Here is a 17270-nt window from a genome sequence, read left to right as displayed (position 1 = left end):
ACGTCGGCACCCGGCGGGCCCGGGCGATGACTCCACCGTCCCGGGTTCCGAGGACAGATCCTGTCCGCGATGTTGAGTGAGGATGGTCCCGTGACCGATCCGACCACCCGAGCACTCTCCCTGCTCAGCCTCCTGCAGGCCCGCCCCTTCTGGCGCGGCGAGGACCTCGCCGCCGAACTCGGCGTGACCGCTCGGACGCTGCGCCGCGACGTCGGCCGCCTCCGGCAGCTCGGGTACACCGTGGACGCCGGTGCCGGCTCCGGTGGCGGGTACAGCCTGGGTCGCGGCGGGGCGCTGCCCCCGCTCACCCTGGACGAAGAGCAGGCTGTGGCGGTCACGCTCGCGCTGACCCGCCTGGCCGGCGACGGCGGCAGTCCCCACGCCGAGCCCGCGTTGAGGGCGTTGCACACCATCGACGCGGTCACCCCCGCCCGCATCCGAGAGCGACTGCGGGGCCTGCGAGCGGCCTTCGAGGCAGGCGCGCCGCCCGGTCTCGATGCGGCCGAGCCCCTGGATCCGGCGGACCTGCTGACCTGCGCGGACGCCATCCGCAGAAGCCTCCGCCTCACCTTCGTCTACACGGACCGGCGCGGGGCTTTGACGCAGCGGCGGGTGGAGCCGCACTGGTTGGTCCCCGTGCACGGCCGGTGGGTGCTGGTGGCGTTCGACCTGGACCGGGAGGACTGGCGCACGTTCCGGCTGGATCGGCTGCGTGAGCCGGTGCTGGGGACGTGGCGGTTCGTCCCGCGGCCCGGGGCAGAGGAGGTCCTCGCCCGGCTCGACGAGCCCGCCCCGCCGTCGGCGTGGCGGCACGAGGTCACCGTCCGGATCCACGCCCCGTTCGAGGAGGTGGCCGCCCACCTGCCGCGCCTGGCCGGGCATCTCCGCCCCCTCGAGGACGGAACGACGGAGTTCCGGACCGGTGCGGACGACCCCGACGGCGCCGCCCGCTGGCTCGCCATGCTGGAGCACGACTTCACCGTGGTGGGGGATCAGGAGGTGGTCGACGCCGTGTCGCGGCTTGCCCGCAGGCTGACGCGCAGCGCGAACGGCGGGGTCGGGTGAGGCCGCCGCGCGGCGAGGTCAGGGGCCGCCCACTATCGTGAACGCATGTCCACGCCCTCGTTCGAGCTGGCGGCGATCGGCTGGACCATCGATCCGGACCGCGCGGGGCAGGGCTACGGCACCGAGCTCGCCGGCGCCCTACTGGAGATCGCCTTCACCGGGCTGGGGGTGCGCCGCGTGGAGGCGAATGCGTTCGCGGACAACGCGGCCAGCCGGCGGGTGATGGAGAAGGTGGGGCTGCGTCACGAGGCCACGTTCCGGGAGGAGTCGCTGCACCTCACCCGCGGGTGGATCGACGGCGATCAGTGGCGTCGTGTCTATTGAGGCAGCACAGTGACACCGGCGATGTCGATGTGTCAGTCTGATCTGTCACTATCCGTGTCGAAGTGCTCCGCCAGTCGCGCCAGTGTGAACTCCTGACGCAGTTTGCACGCGCTGTTCTGGTTGCCGAACATGCCCTTCTCCCAGTACGCCTCACTTTCGGGCCGGGTGTCGATCCACCCCACCGGCAGCACCCACTCGGTCTCGTCGTCGTCCTGGTTCCGGGCGTCGGGGTAGTCGTGCACCAGGGGGAGGTCCGCGAGCCGGCGCACCCCGTCCGACGTCGGGACGGCGGCTGAGTCGAACCGCACGGCCGGGCCCGTCGTCGTCCCGACCCCCACGTAACCGGCCTGCGGGATGTGGACCCAGATGCGGGCGCCCTCGGGTACGGACCGAAGGGTCCGCGTGTGAAACCGCCCGCCGCCGGCGGAGACGAAGCCGTACCGGCGGGCGTCCTCCCAGCCGCGGTCGAAGGCCACATACCAGTCGACGCCGTTCCATGGAGCCCGCTTGCGTCGGTCGTTGCCGGACGAGGTCGCCGTCGTCGTCTCCTCGGAGCTGACGAGCCACGAACGCGCGAGGTAGCGGCGGTCCTCATCCTCGAGATAGGTGAAGAACACGGCGTTGATGGGGACGCCGAACGTCCGCAGATAAGCGACGATCCGCTCCGAACTGCTGTCCAGGGAAGAGGCCACGATCGTCAGGCGCTGCTCCTCGTTGAGCTCGTCCGGCAGCGGCACGCCGAAGGTCTCGTCGAACGCGGTCTCCAACTCTCTGCCCAGGTGCCGCGCGGCGATCTCCCGGATCTCCTCCCGCGGGAGCTGCCCCGTCCAGGAGGCGTAGTCCAGGACCTGGGCCACCACCTCGCGGGGAGTGCGATCGCGCTTCAGCTCGAGGACGTGCAGGTTGCCCTCGCCGTCCATCGCGAGGATGTCGATGCGGGTTCCGTGCGGGGTTGGGACCTCGCGGCCGATCACCAGCAGGGGATCGCCCAGCAGCGTGGGGTCTTCCACAAGGAACCGCTGCAGCTCGGCCTCGGAGGGCATGCGGGTGTGCATCAAGGGCTGGGGCATGCCACCCTCGCCCATCCGCCACATCTTCATCTCCACGGGCATGGTGGTGTCTCCTCGGTTCCGTGCGGGGCGCGTTCGCAGCTTATCCAAGCACGGGGTGGAGTGTGGGGGGCCGGAGCGGGTGGCTGAGCTCGTGCGGGGGTTCGCGGCCTGATTGATCTGGGGCAGGATCACCCCATGGACCACAAGCAGATCCTCCACGACGGGCTGCGCCGGCAGCGTGCGGCCCTCCTGCACAAGCTCGAGGGCCTCAGCGAGCGCGACGCCCGCCTGCCGCGCACTCCCACCGGCACCAACCTGCTGGGACTGGTCAAGCACGCCGCCGTCGTCGAGCTGGAGTACTTCGGCGAGACGTTCGGCCGCCCCGCGGAGGTGCAGCTGCCCTGGGCGGCGGCGGGGCAGCCGGAGGAGGACAACGTGGACATGTTCGCCGCCGAAGGTGAGTCCCTCGAGGACGTCCTCGAGTTCGCCCGCCGCTGCTTCGCCCACGCGGACGCGACCATCACGGCCCTCGGCGCCGACGCCCCCGGGTGGGTGGCGTGGTGGCCCGACGACAAGGCGGAGGTCACGCTCGCGCAGATCATCGCGCATGTTGCCCTGGACGAGGCCCGGTACGCCGGCCATGCGGACATCCTGCGGGAGCAGATCGACGGGCAGGCCGGCCTGCGCGCCCCGGGGAACAACCTGCCCCCGTGGGACGCCGACCGCTGGGCCGCCCACGTGGGCCGTCTGACCGCCATCGCGGAGGGGAGCGGCGGGCCGGGCCGGAACTGAAAGCATAGGCCTCCCGTGCCGGCGCTGGGCCGACCGCCTGTATGAGCTCCTGCATGACGGGCCCGAGATGAACCTCCACGGGATGGGCGTTCCGGTGGAACGGGGACGGCGCGCCACGGGTGACGCGCGCGTCCGGCGGTGGGCGACCGTCTGCCCTCGAGGTCGTCCGCGGCGACCCGCCCCGGGCGGTGTCACTGCTGGCTCTGGAGCATCTCCACGACGTACCCGATGAACAGGGCGAGCGGGAAGCTGACGACGGCCAGCAGTCCGGACAGCAGGGCCAGCAGACCGCGTTGCGTCACCGCGAAGCAGACCGCAGACACGAGGTAGCAGCCGATGATCACGGCGAAGAAGGCCAGTGTCTCCCGAGGCGTCTCCGAGCCCGCGGTCAGCAGGAGGACCAGGGCGCCGGTGGAGACGGTGAAGAATGCCATGCCGGCGACGCCGGCCGTCTTCTCTCTCGTCATGACGTCCATTCTCCGTGCGGGGAAGAGGGCGGTGTGTGTGAACCGTGGCACCGGTGTCAGAAGGGGTTGCAGATGCCGACGCTGAAGGCCATTTTCACGGCGGCCGCCATCGCGCGTTCACGGGTGCCCATGCGGGAGGCGTAGCGGTCGATCTCCGCCTTCAGCTGGGCATCACATGCGCAATCGAAGTAGCCGCGGGCGGCGTAGCACTTGTCATGCCGCATGCACAGCGTGTCCAGGGTGTCGATCGGTGCGCCGGGCCCGCTGTGGCCCGGCCCGCACCAGTTGCCCCACACCGGGATGGACAGCTGGGTGGTGGCCATCGGCTCTCCGTCGGAGCCGACGGGAGGGGTGGTCCGCGCGGCATCCCGGGCCATCGCATTGAAGTTCTGCCCCGCCTGGATCACCAGCGCGGACTCGTCGGCGGCGCGGGCGGAATGGACGTCGAAGCGGTACTGCTCGCCCTCCTTGACGAGATGGCGCGAGATGCCGGCGGTCAGGGAGTCGAGATCCGTCTTCTGCTTCTTCTGGAGCGACGCTGACGTCGCGTCCTTGCCAGCGGAGGCGGAAGCCGCGGCAGCTCCCGGCGCGTGAATCAGCGTGAGGCTGAGCAGCATGGTGAGTGCGACGGTGAGCACGGCGCGAACAAGGCCCTTCACGACCCCTCCTTCATGGCGATGTGATGACAGTCACCCAAGATAGTTCAGAGGGGCCTGTGTTGAGTAGTGGCCAAAGGTATCGGAGGAACGGATGAAAGTAGTCCTGCCCTGACCGTTCGGTGGTGGCAGGCAGGGGCGGCCCCACTGCCGGCGCCTCACTACTCTGACTCCATGTCCACGACCTTCGACCATCGGCGCTCCGATGACGGCGAGCACGCCGGCGACATCGAGATGGTCGGCGAGCTCTTCATGCCGATCGATCTCCTGCACCGCCGTTGCGGGGAGCCCATGGATCTGGCCGACGCCGAGGCCGTCCTGTCCGCGGAGCGGCTGCGCCCGGCGGGGTGAAAGGGGGTGCGAGGGGAGCTACGGGGGCGTTCCGCGCGCCAAAGATGCTCAAAGTTATGGCAAGCATGCTCCAACGTTGGTTCGAGTCGTCATAACTATGGATACTTATGAGATGGACCTTGGACCCCTCCTCGCCGCGGGCGAGACCCTGGACGTCGAGTTCAAACGACGGCTGGGGAAGGACGACCTCTACCAGGCCGTCGTCTGCATGGCCAACGGCATCGGGGGACGCATCCTCGTCGGAGTCGACGACGACGGTACCGTCGTCGGGACGACGGCCGAGCACGGCGGTGCTGTGGACGCAGACCTCTTGGCTGGACGCATTCAGAACGGGATCGAGCCACCGTTGAGCGTGGACGTCGAGGTGGTTCCTTGGGAGGGCAAAGACGTGGTGGTCATCACCGTTCCCCAGGCGAGGTCGTCGTTCGTCGGAACGCGCAAGGGGTTGTTCGTCAAGCGTGTCATGGGGCCGGACGGTCGCCCCGCGTGTATGCCCATGACACCCATGGACGTCCTGCGGGCTGGGTTCGACGGCGTCGGCCTGGACTATGCCCGGGCGGAGGCGCGCGGGGCCGAGTGGGGCCACCTCGATCCAGCCGAGTTTGACCGGTTCCGGAGACTGGCCGGCCGATCGGCTGGTGACAGCGGGCTTGCGGAGCTCACGGATGCGGAACTGTTGCGGACGTTGGACCTCCTCACTCCGGACGGCGGCATCAGTCTCGGCGCGGTTCTGGTCTTCGGCACGTCGGATGCGCTGCGCAGGTGGGCCCCGACTGCGGAAGTCCTCTTCCAGGACTCCCGGCCCCAAGGTGTGGAAGCGAATGAGGACCTGCTGCTTCCCCTGTTGAACGCATTCGAGGAGATCGAGGCCCGCTTGGCTCTGCGGAACTCCGTCACACCTGTGGAGGTGGGTCTCGTCCGCGTCGATGTACCTTTGCTGTCCGAGAGTGTGCGGCGCGAGTCGATCGCCAATGCCCTTGTGCACCGTGATTACGCCGAGGTGGGGCCGATCCAGGTGACCTTCACCGAGTCCACGTTCTCCGTCGCCAGCCCTGGCGGGTTCCCTCGCGACGTTTCACCGGCCAACATCCTGAATCGCTCGGCTCCCCGCAGCCCCGCCCTGGCGAACGTGTTCAAGCGCGCCGGTCTCGTCGAGCGCAGGGGAAAAGGCGTGCAGGACATGTTCGCCTCGCAGCTCCGCGCCGGCCGTGGCGCACCGGACTACGGCCGTTCCACGCAACGGTCCGTGATCGTCGACGTCCCCTTGGGTGACGAGGACAGGGAGTTGCTGACCTTCCTTGCCCGCAGGCAGAACGAGGGTCAGCGCGCACTGACACTGACCGAGCTGCGAATGGTCCACGAGATCAAGCACGGAGGGCCTGCCAGCTCGGCGGATGTGGCGGAGTGGCTTCGACTGCCCGTGGCGGACGTGCGCGCAGCGGCCACCGCGCTCGTCGAGGCCGGCGTCCTGGAATCGCGGGGGAACGGCCGGGCACAGCGGTACATGCTGACCGCGCGGTTCTACGAGCTGGCCGAAGACCGAGCCGCCTACCTGCGCCTGCGTCCGGTCGACCGAATCCAACAGCGGCGGCTGATCGCCGATTACGTCCGCGAATACGGATCCATCACCCGCAGCAAAGCTGCGGAACTGTGCCAGATCGCGCCCACGGCCGCGCGAACGGTGCTCAAAGGCATGACGGAGGAGGGTCTCCTCGAACTGCGGGGGGAGCGGCGCGCAGCGCACTACGTGCTCCCGGACTCGTAGCGGTGTGCCCGGCCGGCGGTCAATCGAGCTCACTCCGCCGGCGTCAGGTCCCGCTTGAGGATCTTGCCGGTGGCGGTCTTGGGCAGCCCGTCCCGCACGCTCACGGTGCGGGGGTACTTGTACGGCGCCACCTGGGACTTCACGTGCTGGATCAGTTCGTCCTCCGTGGCGTGCGCGCCGGGGGCGAGCACCACGTGCGCGGCGACGTCCTGGCCGAGCTCCGGGTGGGGCACCCCCACCACGGCGGCCTCCGCGACGGCCGGGTGCTCGTAGAGCACCTCCTCGATCTCGCGCGGGTATACGTTGAGCCCGCCGCGCAGGTGCGCGAGCTCACCGACGGCCTCGGGGCGCACGGTGTCATCGAGGCCGTGGGCACCCAGGAGTCCATGGACCAGGCGCTGGCCACCGTCCGCCACGGCGGGTATGTGGGGTTCGTGGGCGTCTCCCACGACCAGACCCTCGACGGCTCCGACCTCTTCGGCCGGCAGATCCACCTCGAGGGCGGCCCCCCGCCCGTGCGCCGCTTCCTGCCGGAGCTGATCGAGCGCATCCAGTCCGGACAGATCCAGCCCGGCCGCGTGTTCACCGCTCGCATGCCGCTCGACGCCGCCGCCGAGGCGTACCGGGCGATGGACGAGCGCCGCGAGATCAAGGTGCTGCTGGAGGTCTGAGGCGGCCCCGGGCTCCGCCGACGCGCTTCCGGCCGGGGTCGGATCGTGGTCACCGGCTCGATCACCGGCAACTACACCGGCTATCCGGCCTGGTCTCACTACGGGGCCACCAAAGTGTCAGGGCAGGAGGCGCAGTCGCGACGTCAACGCAGCCAGCGCATAGCTCCAGGGGATGCGCTCTTGTTCCAAGCGGACATCGCCGGCAGTTCGAAGGCGCTCCAATGCCCTGACCTCAGCAGAGGTCAAGGTGCTGAGGGAACCGCGGAACGGCGTTGGTTCAGCGACCCACAGGTCCTTGAACTGCTCCAGGGTCTCTACGTCCATCAGCACGGTGCGCAACTGCGGCAGGCGAGCGCGATACCGGTGCAGGATCGCGAAACCCTGCGAATCGAGATCTCCCCAATACGTCAGGTCGGCCTCGGACAACCAAGGCAGAGACGCCGGCGTGGTGTCGTGACCGTGCCCCCAAACGGCGATCGTCCCGGCCGCATCCGGCAGGCACAGCAGCGTTTCGCTGTTCTCCACTATCAGCACATGCTCCGGTGTCACCGCCCACTCCGACGCCTGCTCCACCGGTACGTCCATGTCCCGGATCCCCGCCGGCCGCAGCGCCGGATCCAGGATCCGCAGCCGCACCAGGGCATGGGAATCGACGACGCCGAGCACCCCTCTCGCCGAGCCCACGACCGGATCCGAGGCCGATGGTCGAAACGGTGCAGCCAACGCCTCCAGCAGGCTCCGGTGCCGGCCGAACCACTTCGAGTCCACGCCGCGGATGGGCAGCTGCCGCGGCCGCATGCCCGCCACCGGATGCTCTTGCAGCCAGTCCAGCACCTCGACCACGGCCCGGAAGTCCGCCTCGTCCAAGTCCGTCAGCCGCTGTGCGTGGCGCCGCAGGACAGGGGTCACTGCGTCATCGGGGGATGCCTCACGGGCAGCCGCGCCGTCGTCCGGAAGGTGGAGGGAACAGGGCGCACCGTGAGCGGCGGCCGATCGTGCCCACCTTTCTGCATGACGCCGCACCGTGGCGACCCGCTGAGCGAACACGCGCTGCTCCCGAGCCGGGGCTCCGCCCACCCATGCCGCCACAGCCTCCACCGTGTGAGCCGTGAGACGGACCGGGATCTGTTGCCGGCCCACACTCCGCCAGGTGCGCTCCTGCCACTGCACCTCGATGTCCTCCGGCAGTGCGGCTTCCCGCCACTGACGCACCCAGGCCTGCGCCCTGGGCAGGTCCGCGAGCACCGCTTGCTCCGTGGGCGGCCTCAGACCGCAACTGAAGGCCGGATCAGGGCGCTCGCCGACCGTCCAGGACCGGTGGGAACGGATCAGTTTCGCCCGGGCGGACTCCCGTGCATCGGCCGGTGTCAGCATGATGGGACGGGAAGCGCTCACTTGTCGTCCTCCCACGTGATGTCCGCGAGACGGGTGAGCCTGCGGGTCGGGTTCTCCACGGTGGTGATGCCACCGACGTAGGGCTCGATCGTCTGCAGTAGCTTCTGTGGGGTCGCAAGCACCATCTGGAAGCCGAACTCCACGAACACGTCCATGGCCATACGCGTGTAGCGGGCGTCTGCCTTGTCGAAGGCCTCGTCCAGGACCACCGTGCCGTACACCGGCAGCGGATCCTCCGGGGCCGCCAGCTGATAGCGCAACGCCGCCGCGAGACAGAAGACGACCAGCTTCTGCTGCTGCCCGCCGGACATCGCGGCGCCCGAGTCGTAGGTGGCGTGGACCTCCCCGGCGGCGTCGATCTCCTCGGCCAGGAAGGTGACGTGCTCCCGCGTGTCCAGACACTGCCGGCGCCACGAGCGGTCCACGTGATCAGAGGAGGCGAGACGGTCCATGATCGATGCCAGGGCGGCGTAGCGACGCTCGGCGTCCTCCAGGGTGTCATCCTCCCACGCATGCGTGGCGGCCGTGGACAGGTCCCGCAAGAACTGCGTGACCGTCTCGGTGCGCCGCGTGCGGACCCGCAACCGCAGGAACCGACCCTCGTCGAACGGGGAGCGGCGCAGCGATGTGTTGATCCGCTCCACCCGGTCCGTGATGTCGCCCGGCGCTGAACGGATAGCGCTGTGCAGCTCACCGAAGAGCACGGAGGAGCGGTCGTGCAGCAGGGTCTGGAATCGCCCTTCGTGGTCCGGCAGGCCCTGGCCGATGATCCGTTCCAAGATCGCCAGGTAGGAGCCCCGGTCCTCGACCCCGGGGGAGGCGTCTGCAGCTGCCGAGGCCCACTGGCGCGAGAACTCCGTGGTGAGCATCGTGCAGCGCTGCGCGGCCCTGGCCGCTGCTGTCTGCGCCTGCTCTGCCTGGGCGGTCACCTCGTGGCGCACCGACTCGGCGGCGTCAGCGAGGGCATTGGGGGAGGACGAACGGCGCACCGCTCGAAAGCGGGCGTCCAGGTCGGCCCGGAGGGCGTCGTCGAGAGGCTCGTGCTGCGCGCAGACCGCGGTCAGCTCCTTGACCTGCCCGGTCAGCTCTCGTTCGGTCTTCTCGGCGAAGTCGACGGCGACATCGGCCTCTCGCGCAGTCTCGCGTGCTTCTCGCCACGCCTCCTCCGCTTCGTCGTTCCGGAGGCGGGCCTGTTCGAGGTCCGAATCGACAGAGCTGAGCTCCTTGATCCTGGCCTGCAGCTCCGCGATGCGTCGAGTCGGACCCTCCCGGTCCACGTCCTTCCACTCGGTCTCGAGGACGGCCTTGAGCGCGGCGCGACGTTGACGTTCGCTGTCGGCCAGGTGCAAGGCTCGATCGACCGCCTCCTCGGCGCGTGACAGCTCCTCGGTGCGAGCCTGCCGGGCCGCCACGAGGACCTCCAGCTTGGCCGCTGGATCTCCGAGCACCCAACGGGAGCGGTCGTCCACCCGGAAACGGTCGTCCTTCTCGAAGCGGCCGCGCCCGTGCTTGACCTGACCGGCGAGCGTGACGGCACGCTCGTGGCGTGCCAGCTCCGCAGCCGAGGTCACGCACGCCAGGTCGAACCGGTCGACCAGGCGGGCCTGCAGCCAGTCGTGGAACTCGCCGCGCTTCACCGTCACCTTGTGCACCAGCGAGTCCTGGCTGCGTGCCGGGGGAACGCTCACGGAGCGTGCGGACACCTCGTCGAACCGCAGCCGAACCCCCAGGTGCCGGCCGTCGATCCATTCCTGCGCCCGCGCCAGCAGCCGTGTGGGCACCAGCAGTGTCAGGGACAGTGGTGCGAGCACGCGCTCGATCGCGCCGGTCCATTCCCGATGCTCCTCGGAGACCTCCAGCAGCTCCGCGGCGAAGGGCAGGGACTCGTAAGGGACGGACAGATGCTCTGCAAGGGCCTTGCGGACGTCCAGAAGCCGCCGCGGTACCGAGCTGCGGACCCGACGCAGCGCGTTGATGTCCTCATCGAGTTCCGCCACCGCCTCCTTCAGGCGGCTCCGCTCGTCGAACTGTTCGTGCGTCGGCCCGGCGTGCTCCGGGTTCCGGGCCAGATCGGTCTCGATCATCGCGTGGAGCTCGCCGAACTCTGCGACGCTCCCCGGCACGGCCTCCAGCCCTGCCTCGCTCAGCCGGGACAGCAGCACGGCGTGCCGACGCTCCCGGTCCTGTCGCTGCTCCTCCTCAGCCGAGATCTGGCGTCCGAGCTCCTCGATCTGTCCGCCCCCGGCCTGGTGCAGGGCCAGCATGGTCCCGGCACGACGCTGCTCCGCTCTCTCCAGTGCTGCCCGGGCTTCTTCCTGCCGTGCCCGCAGGCCGCGCAGGGAACCGCGCACCTGTTGCACTTCCCGGCGCAGATTCTCGAGCTCTCGGCTCTGTCGGTAGGGGTGGATCGCCTCCTGCAGTCGCCGCAGACGCTCCGTATCCGAGAGCGCGGTCTCGTACTCGTCTGCCACGGTGCGCACCTGAAGCAGGTGGTCACGTTGCTGGCGCAGGTCCGTCACATGCTCGTATGCGGTACGCAGTGCCCCGAACTCCTCGACCGCCTTGTCCGCCATCTCGAACGTCTGCGGCACCTCGAGCATGTGGTGGCGGAACAGCTGGTCCAGCGAGTCCAGGCCCTTGGCGGACTGGGTCCGGTGCAGAAGCCGCAGCGCGGCGTCGTCGCGCATGCCGAACACCGACCGCAGGCGAGCGTAGAACTTGCCGTGCGTGCCGTTCGTGGTCACCACTGCCTTGGGCCATCGGTCCTGCACGCGGCGGGTCTTGATGCCGTCGTCGATCAGGGTCTGCAGCTCCGCCAGCTCAACCTCAGAACGCTCCAGCAGGCACAGGTCCCGCATGTCTGCGCTGGACATGGACGTGCCCCGTAGGAAGAACAGTCGCGCCAGAGAGACGACACCACCGGTTCCGTCCCGGTACGTCAGCACGACGCCGGACCAGGTCGCGCGGGGCCGCAGATACGCCGAGACCACACGGTCTTCCTGCTCGTCCTGCTGCCTGGTCCACGCGCCACGCACATACGAGACGACACTGCGGGTGGCCGCACGCTCGCCGCCGGCCTGCGCCGCCTGGTTGAACTTCAGCCACTTGTCCGGGGTGAGCACGGAGGCGATCGCGTCCAGCACCGAAGACTTGCCTGACCCCGACGGGCCGGTGATCAGATGGCCCCGGCGGGACACGGGGAACCGGTAGATCCGGCCGTCCATGGTGCCCCAGTTGGCGATCTGCACCGACGCGAGGCGCCACTGCCGCTGCGGAGCCGGTTCGACGGGGCGAACATCCAGCTGGGGACCGAGCTCGAAGGCCTTCTGGTCGGTCATCTGCAGGGTGCTCATGCGGTGTCCTCCTCGGTCTCGGCGGAGTCGTCGGTATCGGAGGTGGAGGTCCCTCTCTCAGCGATGCCGCGGTACAGCTCGGTGAATGACGCCGCCTGCTCGGGGCCGATCACGACCTTGAGCACCGGCGAGATCTCCGCGCGATCCTCCTCGACCTTGTGCAGCACGTTGAAGCGGTTGAGCATCCTCGTCCACGAGCCGTTGAGACGCTTGGCCCAGGCAGCGTCGTCTCCTTCCCGGTACACGGCGAGCTGCTCGTAGATCTCCTGTTTGCCGACCACCACACGGCGCTCGCCGGCGGAGGTCAGCAGGTGACCGCGGAGCACCAGCAGCATGGCGGTGTCCAGGAAGCTCATGGCCTCGGTGCGCAAGGCCGAGGGCGTGGTGAGCTCGTCGGTGTCCACGCGGCGGGTGAACGCGAACTCGTCCTGCCGGTCGATCACCACGTCCAGGAACAGCTCGTGTAGCCGGGAGCGGATGACCGCCTCGTCTGCGACGAGAGCCTGCCAGAGCTGTGGGCGCCGACGGCCCGAGAGGTACGGCCCCTTGAGCAGCTCGAGCAGGGCGCGGCGCGACTGCTCGCCGAGCGTGCCCAGGTCTCCCTCCCAGAGGGCATGCGGGTTCTCGGGGGTCTCGTGGAGCTCGTCCTCGGGGATAGAGGTCATCAGGGAAGCCTTTCGGTGAACAGGTGACGTACCACCCGGGCGGAGCGGTGGGGGAGGCCGGAGCCGGGTGTCTCGGAGTTCTCCGTCTCCACGGGCCAGCGAAGGAGGTCCGTGGCGTCGTCGTCGATCACCCCATGGCGCGCCGCCAGCGAGAGCAACCCGACGACGCTCGCGACGCCCTGCGTGGCCGGGTGCAAGGAGAGCACATCGGCCACGCTGACGGGGGAGTGATCGGCAAGGACGCCGTTGACGTTCTCGCGCAGTTCGGCGAAGTCGATCTCCGTCTCCCGTGCAAGCAGCCGGAGGGCCTCGACGTCCACGGTCTCGACCTCGGCCTCCTCGAGCGCAGCCCCGACGTCGAACTCTCGGGGGTCATGCAGAGTGAGGGTGCCCAGCGACCGCGGGGACATGCCGGTGAGCTCCATGTCCAGGCCGGTGCGATGGAACGGGCGGGTGGCAGGGGCCGCCTCGGCAGCGGCCGCGAGGGCCTCCTGGAGGGCGGTGTGGAGGCGACGGTCGCGCTGATACTCCTGCGATAGCACGTACCCACGCAGTCCACGGGCGAACTCGGTGAGGCTGTCCTGCACGGAACGGGCGCCGTCGTCCAGGGTGCGCGGCAGGGTTCGCAGGGTGCTGCGCACGGACGCCGGCAGGTCGGTGAAGAGGTCGCGGCCGAGAACGGCGCGGACGTCCGCCTCGAACGACTCGGCCATGGCGGGGTCGCGGACCAGCCGGGAGAACGCGGCAAAGGTCTGTCCCTCGTCCGAGGACTCGATGACGTCCACGCCGCGGAACACGTTCTCCAGCACCTCCTTAGGCAGGCCCTCGTCCGTGAGGATGCGCCGACGCAGCTCCTGGTTCAGCTGCGAGAAGCGAGCGCGGACCCGGGCGAAGTCCGTGGGCAGGTCCGCAGCCTGGCCGAGCAAGTCCTCCAGTCGTTCCCGGGCGCGGCGTTCGTCCAGGAGGTCATCCTCGCCGGAGGACAGGCGCCGGATCCGCTCGTCCAAGCGATCGCGTTCTGCTTGCAGGGCGGCCACGCGGCGGTCGACGTCCGGATCGGTCTCGACGGCGAGCCGGTGCAGCGCGGTCAGGAGCGCGACGAAGCGCGATTCTGTGACGCTGGCCCGTGGCTCCAGGAGCTGTTCGATCAGGCGCAGACCCTGGCGGGCTGCCGGGGTGAGCGCGTAGACCTCTTCGCGGGACTCGCCGTGAAGCCGGCGTTCCAGCAGTCCTGCCTGGCGCCAGTCCTCGCAGAAGCCCTTGGCCGTGCGGTCGGAGAGATCGAGATGGGTGCGGAGGGGGTCCAGCTCCGCATCCAGGAGGTCGTGCAGCTGATGGGTGGGCATGGTGGCGTTAGGCGCGCTGAGGTGGGTCTCGAGGACGCCTGCCACCAGCGGCAGCGAGTCCATGCGCAGCATGCGGAGGGCTGCGTCGTCCTGGACGAGCCGCCGGACCTGGAGTGCCACCGCGAGCGAATTCATGAGGTGAGTCTTTCAGAGGACGTGGACACGGTAAGCGCCATCTGACTCACTCCGGCGAGCGGCCGTCGTCGTACCCTGCCGGTCTACAGCTTCCTGCCCCGTCGGAGCGACCTGTACGGGTCGGCGGCCACGTCGAAGCGCTGGCGTGCCGACCGGCGTGTCAGCTCAACCCACTGCTGCAGCTCTGCGCTTGGAGAGTAGGCCGCGCCGCGCTTGTCCCCTTCACGGACCAGCACCCCGGCCTTCGTCAGCAGGTTCAGGTCCCGCGAGGCGGTGGGCCGGGCGACCCCGGCCGCGTCGCGGTACAGCGCATTCGTGAGGCGCCAGTCGGTGAGCACGAACTCCAGCGGTGCGGCGGCGCGTTCTGGGAGGGCGAGGGTGTCGATCAACTCGTCCACGCGCCGTGCCACCTGTTCCATCACGTCGATCCGGCGGCGGATGGTCATCGCTTGGCGATAGTGGGCGGTCAGCATGAACTCCAGCCAGGGGGAGGCATCCCGCTCAGGTGCCCACCGCCCGGCGCCCACCTCGGCCAACACCGCGTAGTAGGCCTCCGTGTTCCGCCCGAGGTATTCCTCCACGGAGACGAAGGCCGCCTCCGCCAGGCGGTCCCAGTAGAGCCGCCAGGACTGGAGGATCCGGGACATGCGTCCGTTCCCGTCGCTGAAAGGGTGGATCATCACGAGGTTCAGGTGGGCCATGGCCGCCGAGACCAGCGGGTGCTCGTCCGGGGAGTTGGAGGCGAGCGAGGACAGCAGCTCGTCCAGCAGGCCGTCCACCTCCTCCGGGGCGGGGCCGGTGTAGACCGTCCGTCCGCTGCCTTCCTGCTGCACGTAGATGTCGGTCAGGCGGAGACGCCCGGGTCGCTGCCCAAGGTCGTGGGCCGTGGTCATGAAGTGCAGGGCGAGGAGGTCGGGAAGGGTGAGGTCTCGTCCCTCGTCCGCCATGATCCGTGCATAGGTCATGGCGTCCGAATAGCCCCTTACTGCCAGCCAGTCTTCGTCCACCTCGACGAGATCGGCCGAGTCTGCCCGGATGGCCAGTGCCTGTTCACGGCTGACGTGGATGCCCTCGATCGAATTCGATCCCACCGTGTCGCGGGCGCGCTGCTGGCGTGCCAGCGTGCCGACCCAGCGATGCGGAGCGCTCAGGTTGTAGCGCATGGCCTCCCGGTGCGCGTCAATGGCGGCGAGGACGGCGCGGTCGTCGTCCGTCAGCGGAGGAGTGGAGAAGAGCATGGTGATCCAATCGACGGCGTTTGTCGCAAATTATGCGCGTGAGCGCTCGTATCTCTCAAGTGCTCTCTTTTTTGCGGTGATCCGCAGGGGCCTGCCGCGGCGAACTAGAGGAACGGCCGCGGCGAACCAGAGGAAGTGGTCACTTCACGCACGTGCGAGGTGACCACTTCCTCTGGCTCGGCGGAAGTGCGGAAGGGGGAAAGACGGAGGCGGGCCGTCGTCGTGAAGGAGGTCGTGAAGGCGAGCGAGGGTACCGGGAGGCCCTGCCCCGAACGAATTCCCCCTCTGCCGCAGATGAGACCTCGCGGTCACCGCTCAGCTCCCACTAAGGTGCCGTGAGCTCTGTCACCGACCTTGAGGACTCCATGCAGTCATTCATCGAATCTGCGAACGCGATCATGTGGGCGTTGCCCATGGTGATCATCATCCTGGCCATCGGCCTCTACTTCACCATCAGGATGGCGGTGCCCCAGCTGCGGCTGATCGGTGACATGGTGGGGCAGCTGATCCACGGCGGGCGCACCTCCGCCGGCATCAGCTCGTTCGAGGCCTTCGCGATGGCGCTGGGCGGCCGCATCGGCGTCGCCAACATCGCCGGCGTCGCGGCCGCGATGTTCGTCGGCGGCCCCGGCGCCCTGTTCTGGATGTGGATCACCGCGTTCCTCGGCGCCCCCGTGGCCGTGGCGGAGTCCTCCCTCGCCCAGCTGTACAAGCACAAGGTGAAGGGCGAGTTCCGCGGCGGTCCGGCCTTCTACATCCTCGAGGGCCTCGGCCGTAACTGGCGCTGGCTCGCGGTCGCCTACGCGGCCGCCACCGTCTTCGCCACCACCATCACCGGCCCGCAGATCCAGGCCAACGCCGTGACCGCGGCGACCACCGAGGCCTGGGGCTGGGACCCGCTCTGGGTCGGCTTGGGCATGGCCGCGTTCTTCCTGATCATCGTGTTCGGCGGCATGCACCGCCTCGGCCGCACCGTCGGCCTGATCGTGCCGTTCATGGCCGGCGCCTACATCCTCGTCGGCCTGATCGTGGTGCTCTTCAACATCACCCACGTCCCGGCGATGTTCTCCCTGATCTTCACCTCCGCCTTCGCCCTCGACTCGGCCTACGCCGGCATGATGGGCGCCGCCATCGCGTGGGGCGTCCGCCGTGCCGTGTACTCCACCGAGATCGGCACCGGCTCCGGCGCCCAGGCCTCGGCCGCCGCGAACGTCACCCACCCGGTGAAGCAGGGCCTGGCCCAGGGCTTCTCCGCCTACGTGGACACCCTGTTCGTCTGCACCATCACCGGTCTGATGATCCTGGCCACCGACAGCTTCAACGTGCAGGGCCCGGACGGCGAGCCGATCGTGGAGCACCTGCCCGGTGTGGAGGAGGGCCCGGCCTGGACCCAGACCGCTATCGACTCTGTGATCCCGGCTTTCGGCCCGTCTCTGGTGGCCGTGGCCGTGTTCCTGTTCGCGTTCACCACGCTGCTGTCCTTCGACTTCTACGCCGTCACCAACCTGGCGTACCTGGTCAAGCGCAAGCCGGTCCTGAAGGTCCTTGAGGCGATCGCCCACATCCTGCTCGCCGGTTCCATGGTCTTCGGTGCCACCCAGACCTCCGCGTTCGCGTGGGCCATGGCGGACTTCGGCGTGGGCCTCTACACCTGGGTCAACATCCTCGCCCTGGTGCTGCTGTCTCCGATCGCGATCCGCCTGGTCAAGGACTACGACCGTCAGAGGCGTGCCGGCCAGGACCCCGTCCTGGACCCGAAGGAGATCGGCGTGCACAACGCCCATCTCTGGGAGGGTATCCATGCCGAGTATCGGCGCACCGGGGACGCGGACCACGCCATGAACGAGGTCGCCGACTCCGCCCCGGACACCGCCGCCATCGCCATCGTGAACAAGGACGGCACCGGCAGGCAGTGAGCCCGATGGGGTGACGACCGGTCGCACGTCCCGCCACCGCCACCGCCGGGGTCCGGACCCCTTCTGCTGCGTCGACGGC

14 protein-coding genes and 2 pseudogenes are annotated in these 17270 nt (G+C 69.2%); 7 read left to right on the top strand and 9 right to left on the bottom strand.

What is annotated here, in order from left to right:
• Positions 1-90: 90 nt before the first annotated feature.
• On the top strand, positions 91-1065 hold the full coding sequence (locus tag HMPREF2863_RS08985; RefSeq protein ID WP_070639676.1) for a helix-turn-helix transcriptional regulator: 975 nt from the start codon (positions 91-93) through the stop codon (positions 1063-1065).
• 45 nt (positions 1066-1110) lie between these two features.
• Positions 1111-1389 carry a GNAT family N-acetyltransferase gene (locus tag HMPREF2863_RS08980; RefSeq protein WP_083315344.1) on the top strand — a complete coding sequence of 93 codons (279 nt, stop codon included), beginning with the start codon at positions 1111-1113 and terminating at the stop codon, positions 1387-1389.
• Between the two features lie 32 nt (positions 1390-1421).
• Here the strand turns inward: HMPREF2863_RS08980 and HMPREF2863_RS08975 are convergent, their stop codons facing one another.
• Positions 1422-2501, bottom strand: a complete 1080-nt coding sequence (locus tag HMPREF2863_RS08975; protein ID WP_070639554.1) for an endonuclease NucS domain-containing protein — start codon at positions 2499-2501, stop codon at positions 1422-1424.
• Between the two features lie 135 nt (positions 2502-2636).
• Here HMPREF2863_RS08975 and HMPREF2863_RS08970 point away from each other — a divergent pair, with 135 nt between their 5' ends.
• A complete protein-coding gene (locus HMPREF2863_RS08970; protein WP_070639549.1) occupies positions 2637-3233 on the top strand; it encodes a DinB family protein in 597 nt (198 codons plus the stop codon).
• A 191-nt stretch (positions 3234-3424) separates the two neighbouring features.
• Here the strand turns inward: HMPREF2863_RS08970 and HMPREF2863_RS08965 are convergent, their stop codons facing one another.
• Positions 3425-3700 carry a hypothetical protein gene (locus tag HMPREF2863_RS08965; RefSeq protein ID WP_070639547.1) on the bottom strand — a complete coding sequence of 92 codons (276 nt, stop codon included), beginning with the start codon at positions 3698-3700 and terminating at the stop codon, positions 3425-3427.
• Positions 3701-3756: 56 nt separating this feature from the next.
• Positions 3757-4359, bottom strand: a complete 603-nt coding sequence (locus HMPREF2863_RS12200; protein ID WP_070639546.1) for a phospholipase A2 family protein — start codon at positions 4357-4359, stop codon at positions 3757-3759.
• Between the two features lie 171 nt (positions 4360-4530).
• On the opposite strand from HMPREF2863_RS12200, the gene HMPREF2863_RS12095 reads away from it, so the two are divergent.
• Together HMPREF2863_RS12095 and HMPREF2863_RS08955 are read left to right on the top strand one after the other, a co-directional pair.
• On the top strand, positions 4531-4707 hold the full coding sequence (locus tag HMPREF2863_RS12095; RefSeq protein WP_157531281.1) for a hypothetical protein: 177 nt from the start codon (positions 4531-4533) through the stop codon (positions 4705-4707).
• Between the two features lie 97 nt (positions 4708-4804).
• Positions 4805-6472: an RNA-binding domain-containing protein gene (locus HMPREF2863_RS08955; protein ID WP_246828868.1), complete on the top strand. Its 1668-nt coding sequence runs from the start codon at positions 4805-4807 to the stop codon at positions 6470-6472.
• A 29-nt stretch (positions 6473-6501) separates the two neighbouring features.
• On the opposite strand, the pseudogene HMPREF2863_RS11590 reads toward HMPREF2863_RS08955, so the two are convergent.
• Positions 6502-6792: pseudogene (locus HMPREF2863_RS11590) on the bottom strand (long-chain fatty acid--CoA ligase); the annotation flags it as partial.
• Between HMPREF2863_RS11590 and HMPREF2863_RS08950 the strand changes: the two are divergent.
• Positions 6778-7143 (top strand): annotated as a pseudogene (locus tag HMPREF2863_RS08950) (zinc-binding dehydrogenase); the annotation flags it as partial. The pseudogenes HMPREF2863_RS11590 and HMPREF2863_RS08950 overlap by 15 nt on opposite strands.
• A 117-nt stretch (positions 7144-7260) precedes the next feature.
• Here the strand turns inward: HMPREF2863_RS08950 and HMPREF2863_RS08945 are convergent.
• From HMPREF2863_RS08945 to HMPREF2863_RS08925, 5 genes are all read right to left on the bottom strand, one after another.
• Positions 7261-8538 (bottom strand): Wadjet anti-phage system protein JetD domain-containing protein, encoded by a 1278-nt coding sequence (locus HMPREF2863_RS08945; protein ID WP_246828867.1) that lies wholly within the window; start codon positions 8536-8538, stop codon positions 7261-7263.
• Positions 8535-11891, bottom strand: coding sequence for an ATP-binding protein (locus HMPREF2863_RS08940; protein ID WP_246828866.1), 3357 nt, complete (start codon positions 11889-11891; stop codon positions 8535-8537). Before HMPREF2863_RS08940 ends, HMPREF2863_RS08945 begins: the two co-directional genes overlap by 4 nt.
• Complete coding sequence (locus HMPREF2863_RS08935; RefSeq protein ID WP_070639542.1) at positions 11888-12556, bottom strand: DUF4194 domain-containing protein; 669 nt, start codon at positions 12554-12556, stop codon at positions 11888-11890. Before HMPREF2863_RS08935 ends, HMPREF2863_RS08940 begins: the two co-directional genes overlap by 4 nt.
• Complete coding sequence (locus tag HMPREF2863_RS08930; RefSeq protein WP_070639540.1) at positions 12556-14037, bottom strand: DUF3375 domain-containing protein; 1482 nt, start codon at positions 14035-14037, stop codon at positions 12556-12558. The genes HMPREF2863_RS08935 and HMPREF2863_RS08930 overlap by 1 nt, the downstream gene beginning before the upstream one ends.
• An 83-nt stretch (positions 14038-14120) precedes the next feature.
• Positions 14121-15275 carry a Fic family protein gene (locus tag HMPREF2863_RS08925; protein ID WP_070639538.1) on the bottom strand — a complete coding sequence of 385 codons (1155 nt, stop codon included), beginning with the start codon at positions 15273-15275 and terminating at the stop codon, positions 14121-14123.
• A 335-nt stretch (positions 15276-15610) separates the two neighbouring features.
• Between HMPREF2863_RS08925 and HMPREF2863_RS08920 the strand changes: the two genes are divergently transcribed.
• The gene (locus HMPREF2863_RS08920; RefSeq protein ID WP_371327628.1) at positions 15611-17191 is read left to right on the top strand and encodes an alanine/glycine:cation symporter family protein; all 1581 of its coding nucleotides are present in this window, start codon (positions 15611-15613) and stop codon (positions 17189-17191) included.
• Positions 17192-17270 lie beyond the last annotated feature (79 nt).

The organism is Micrococcus sp. HMSC067E09 (assembly GCF_001812555.1).
GTDB classification, from domain to species: domain Bacteria; phylum Actinomycetota; class Actinomycetes; order Actinomycetales; family Micrococcaceae; genus Micrococcus; species Micrococcus lylae.
The sequence above is the reverse complement of the archived record's forward strand: the minus strand, read 5'-3'. Positions and strand labels throughout refer to the sequence as shown.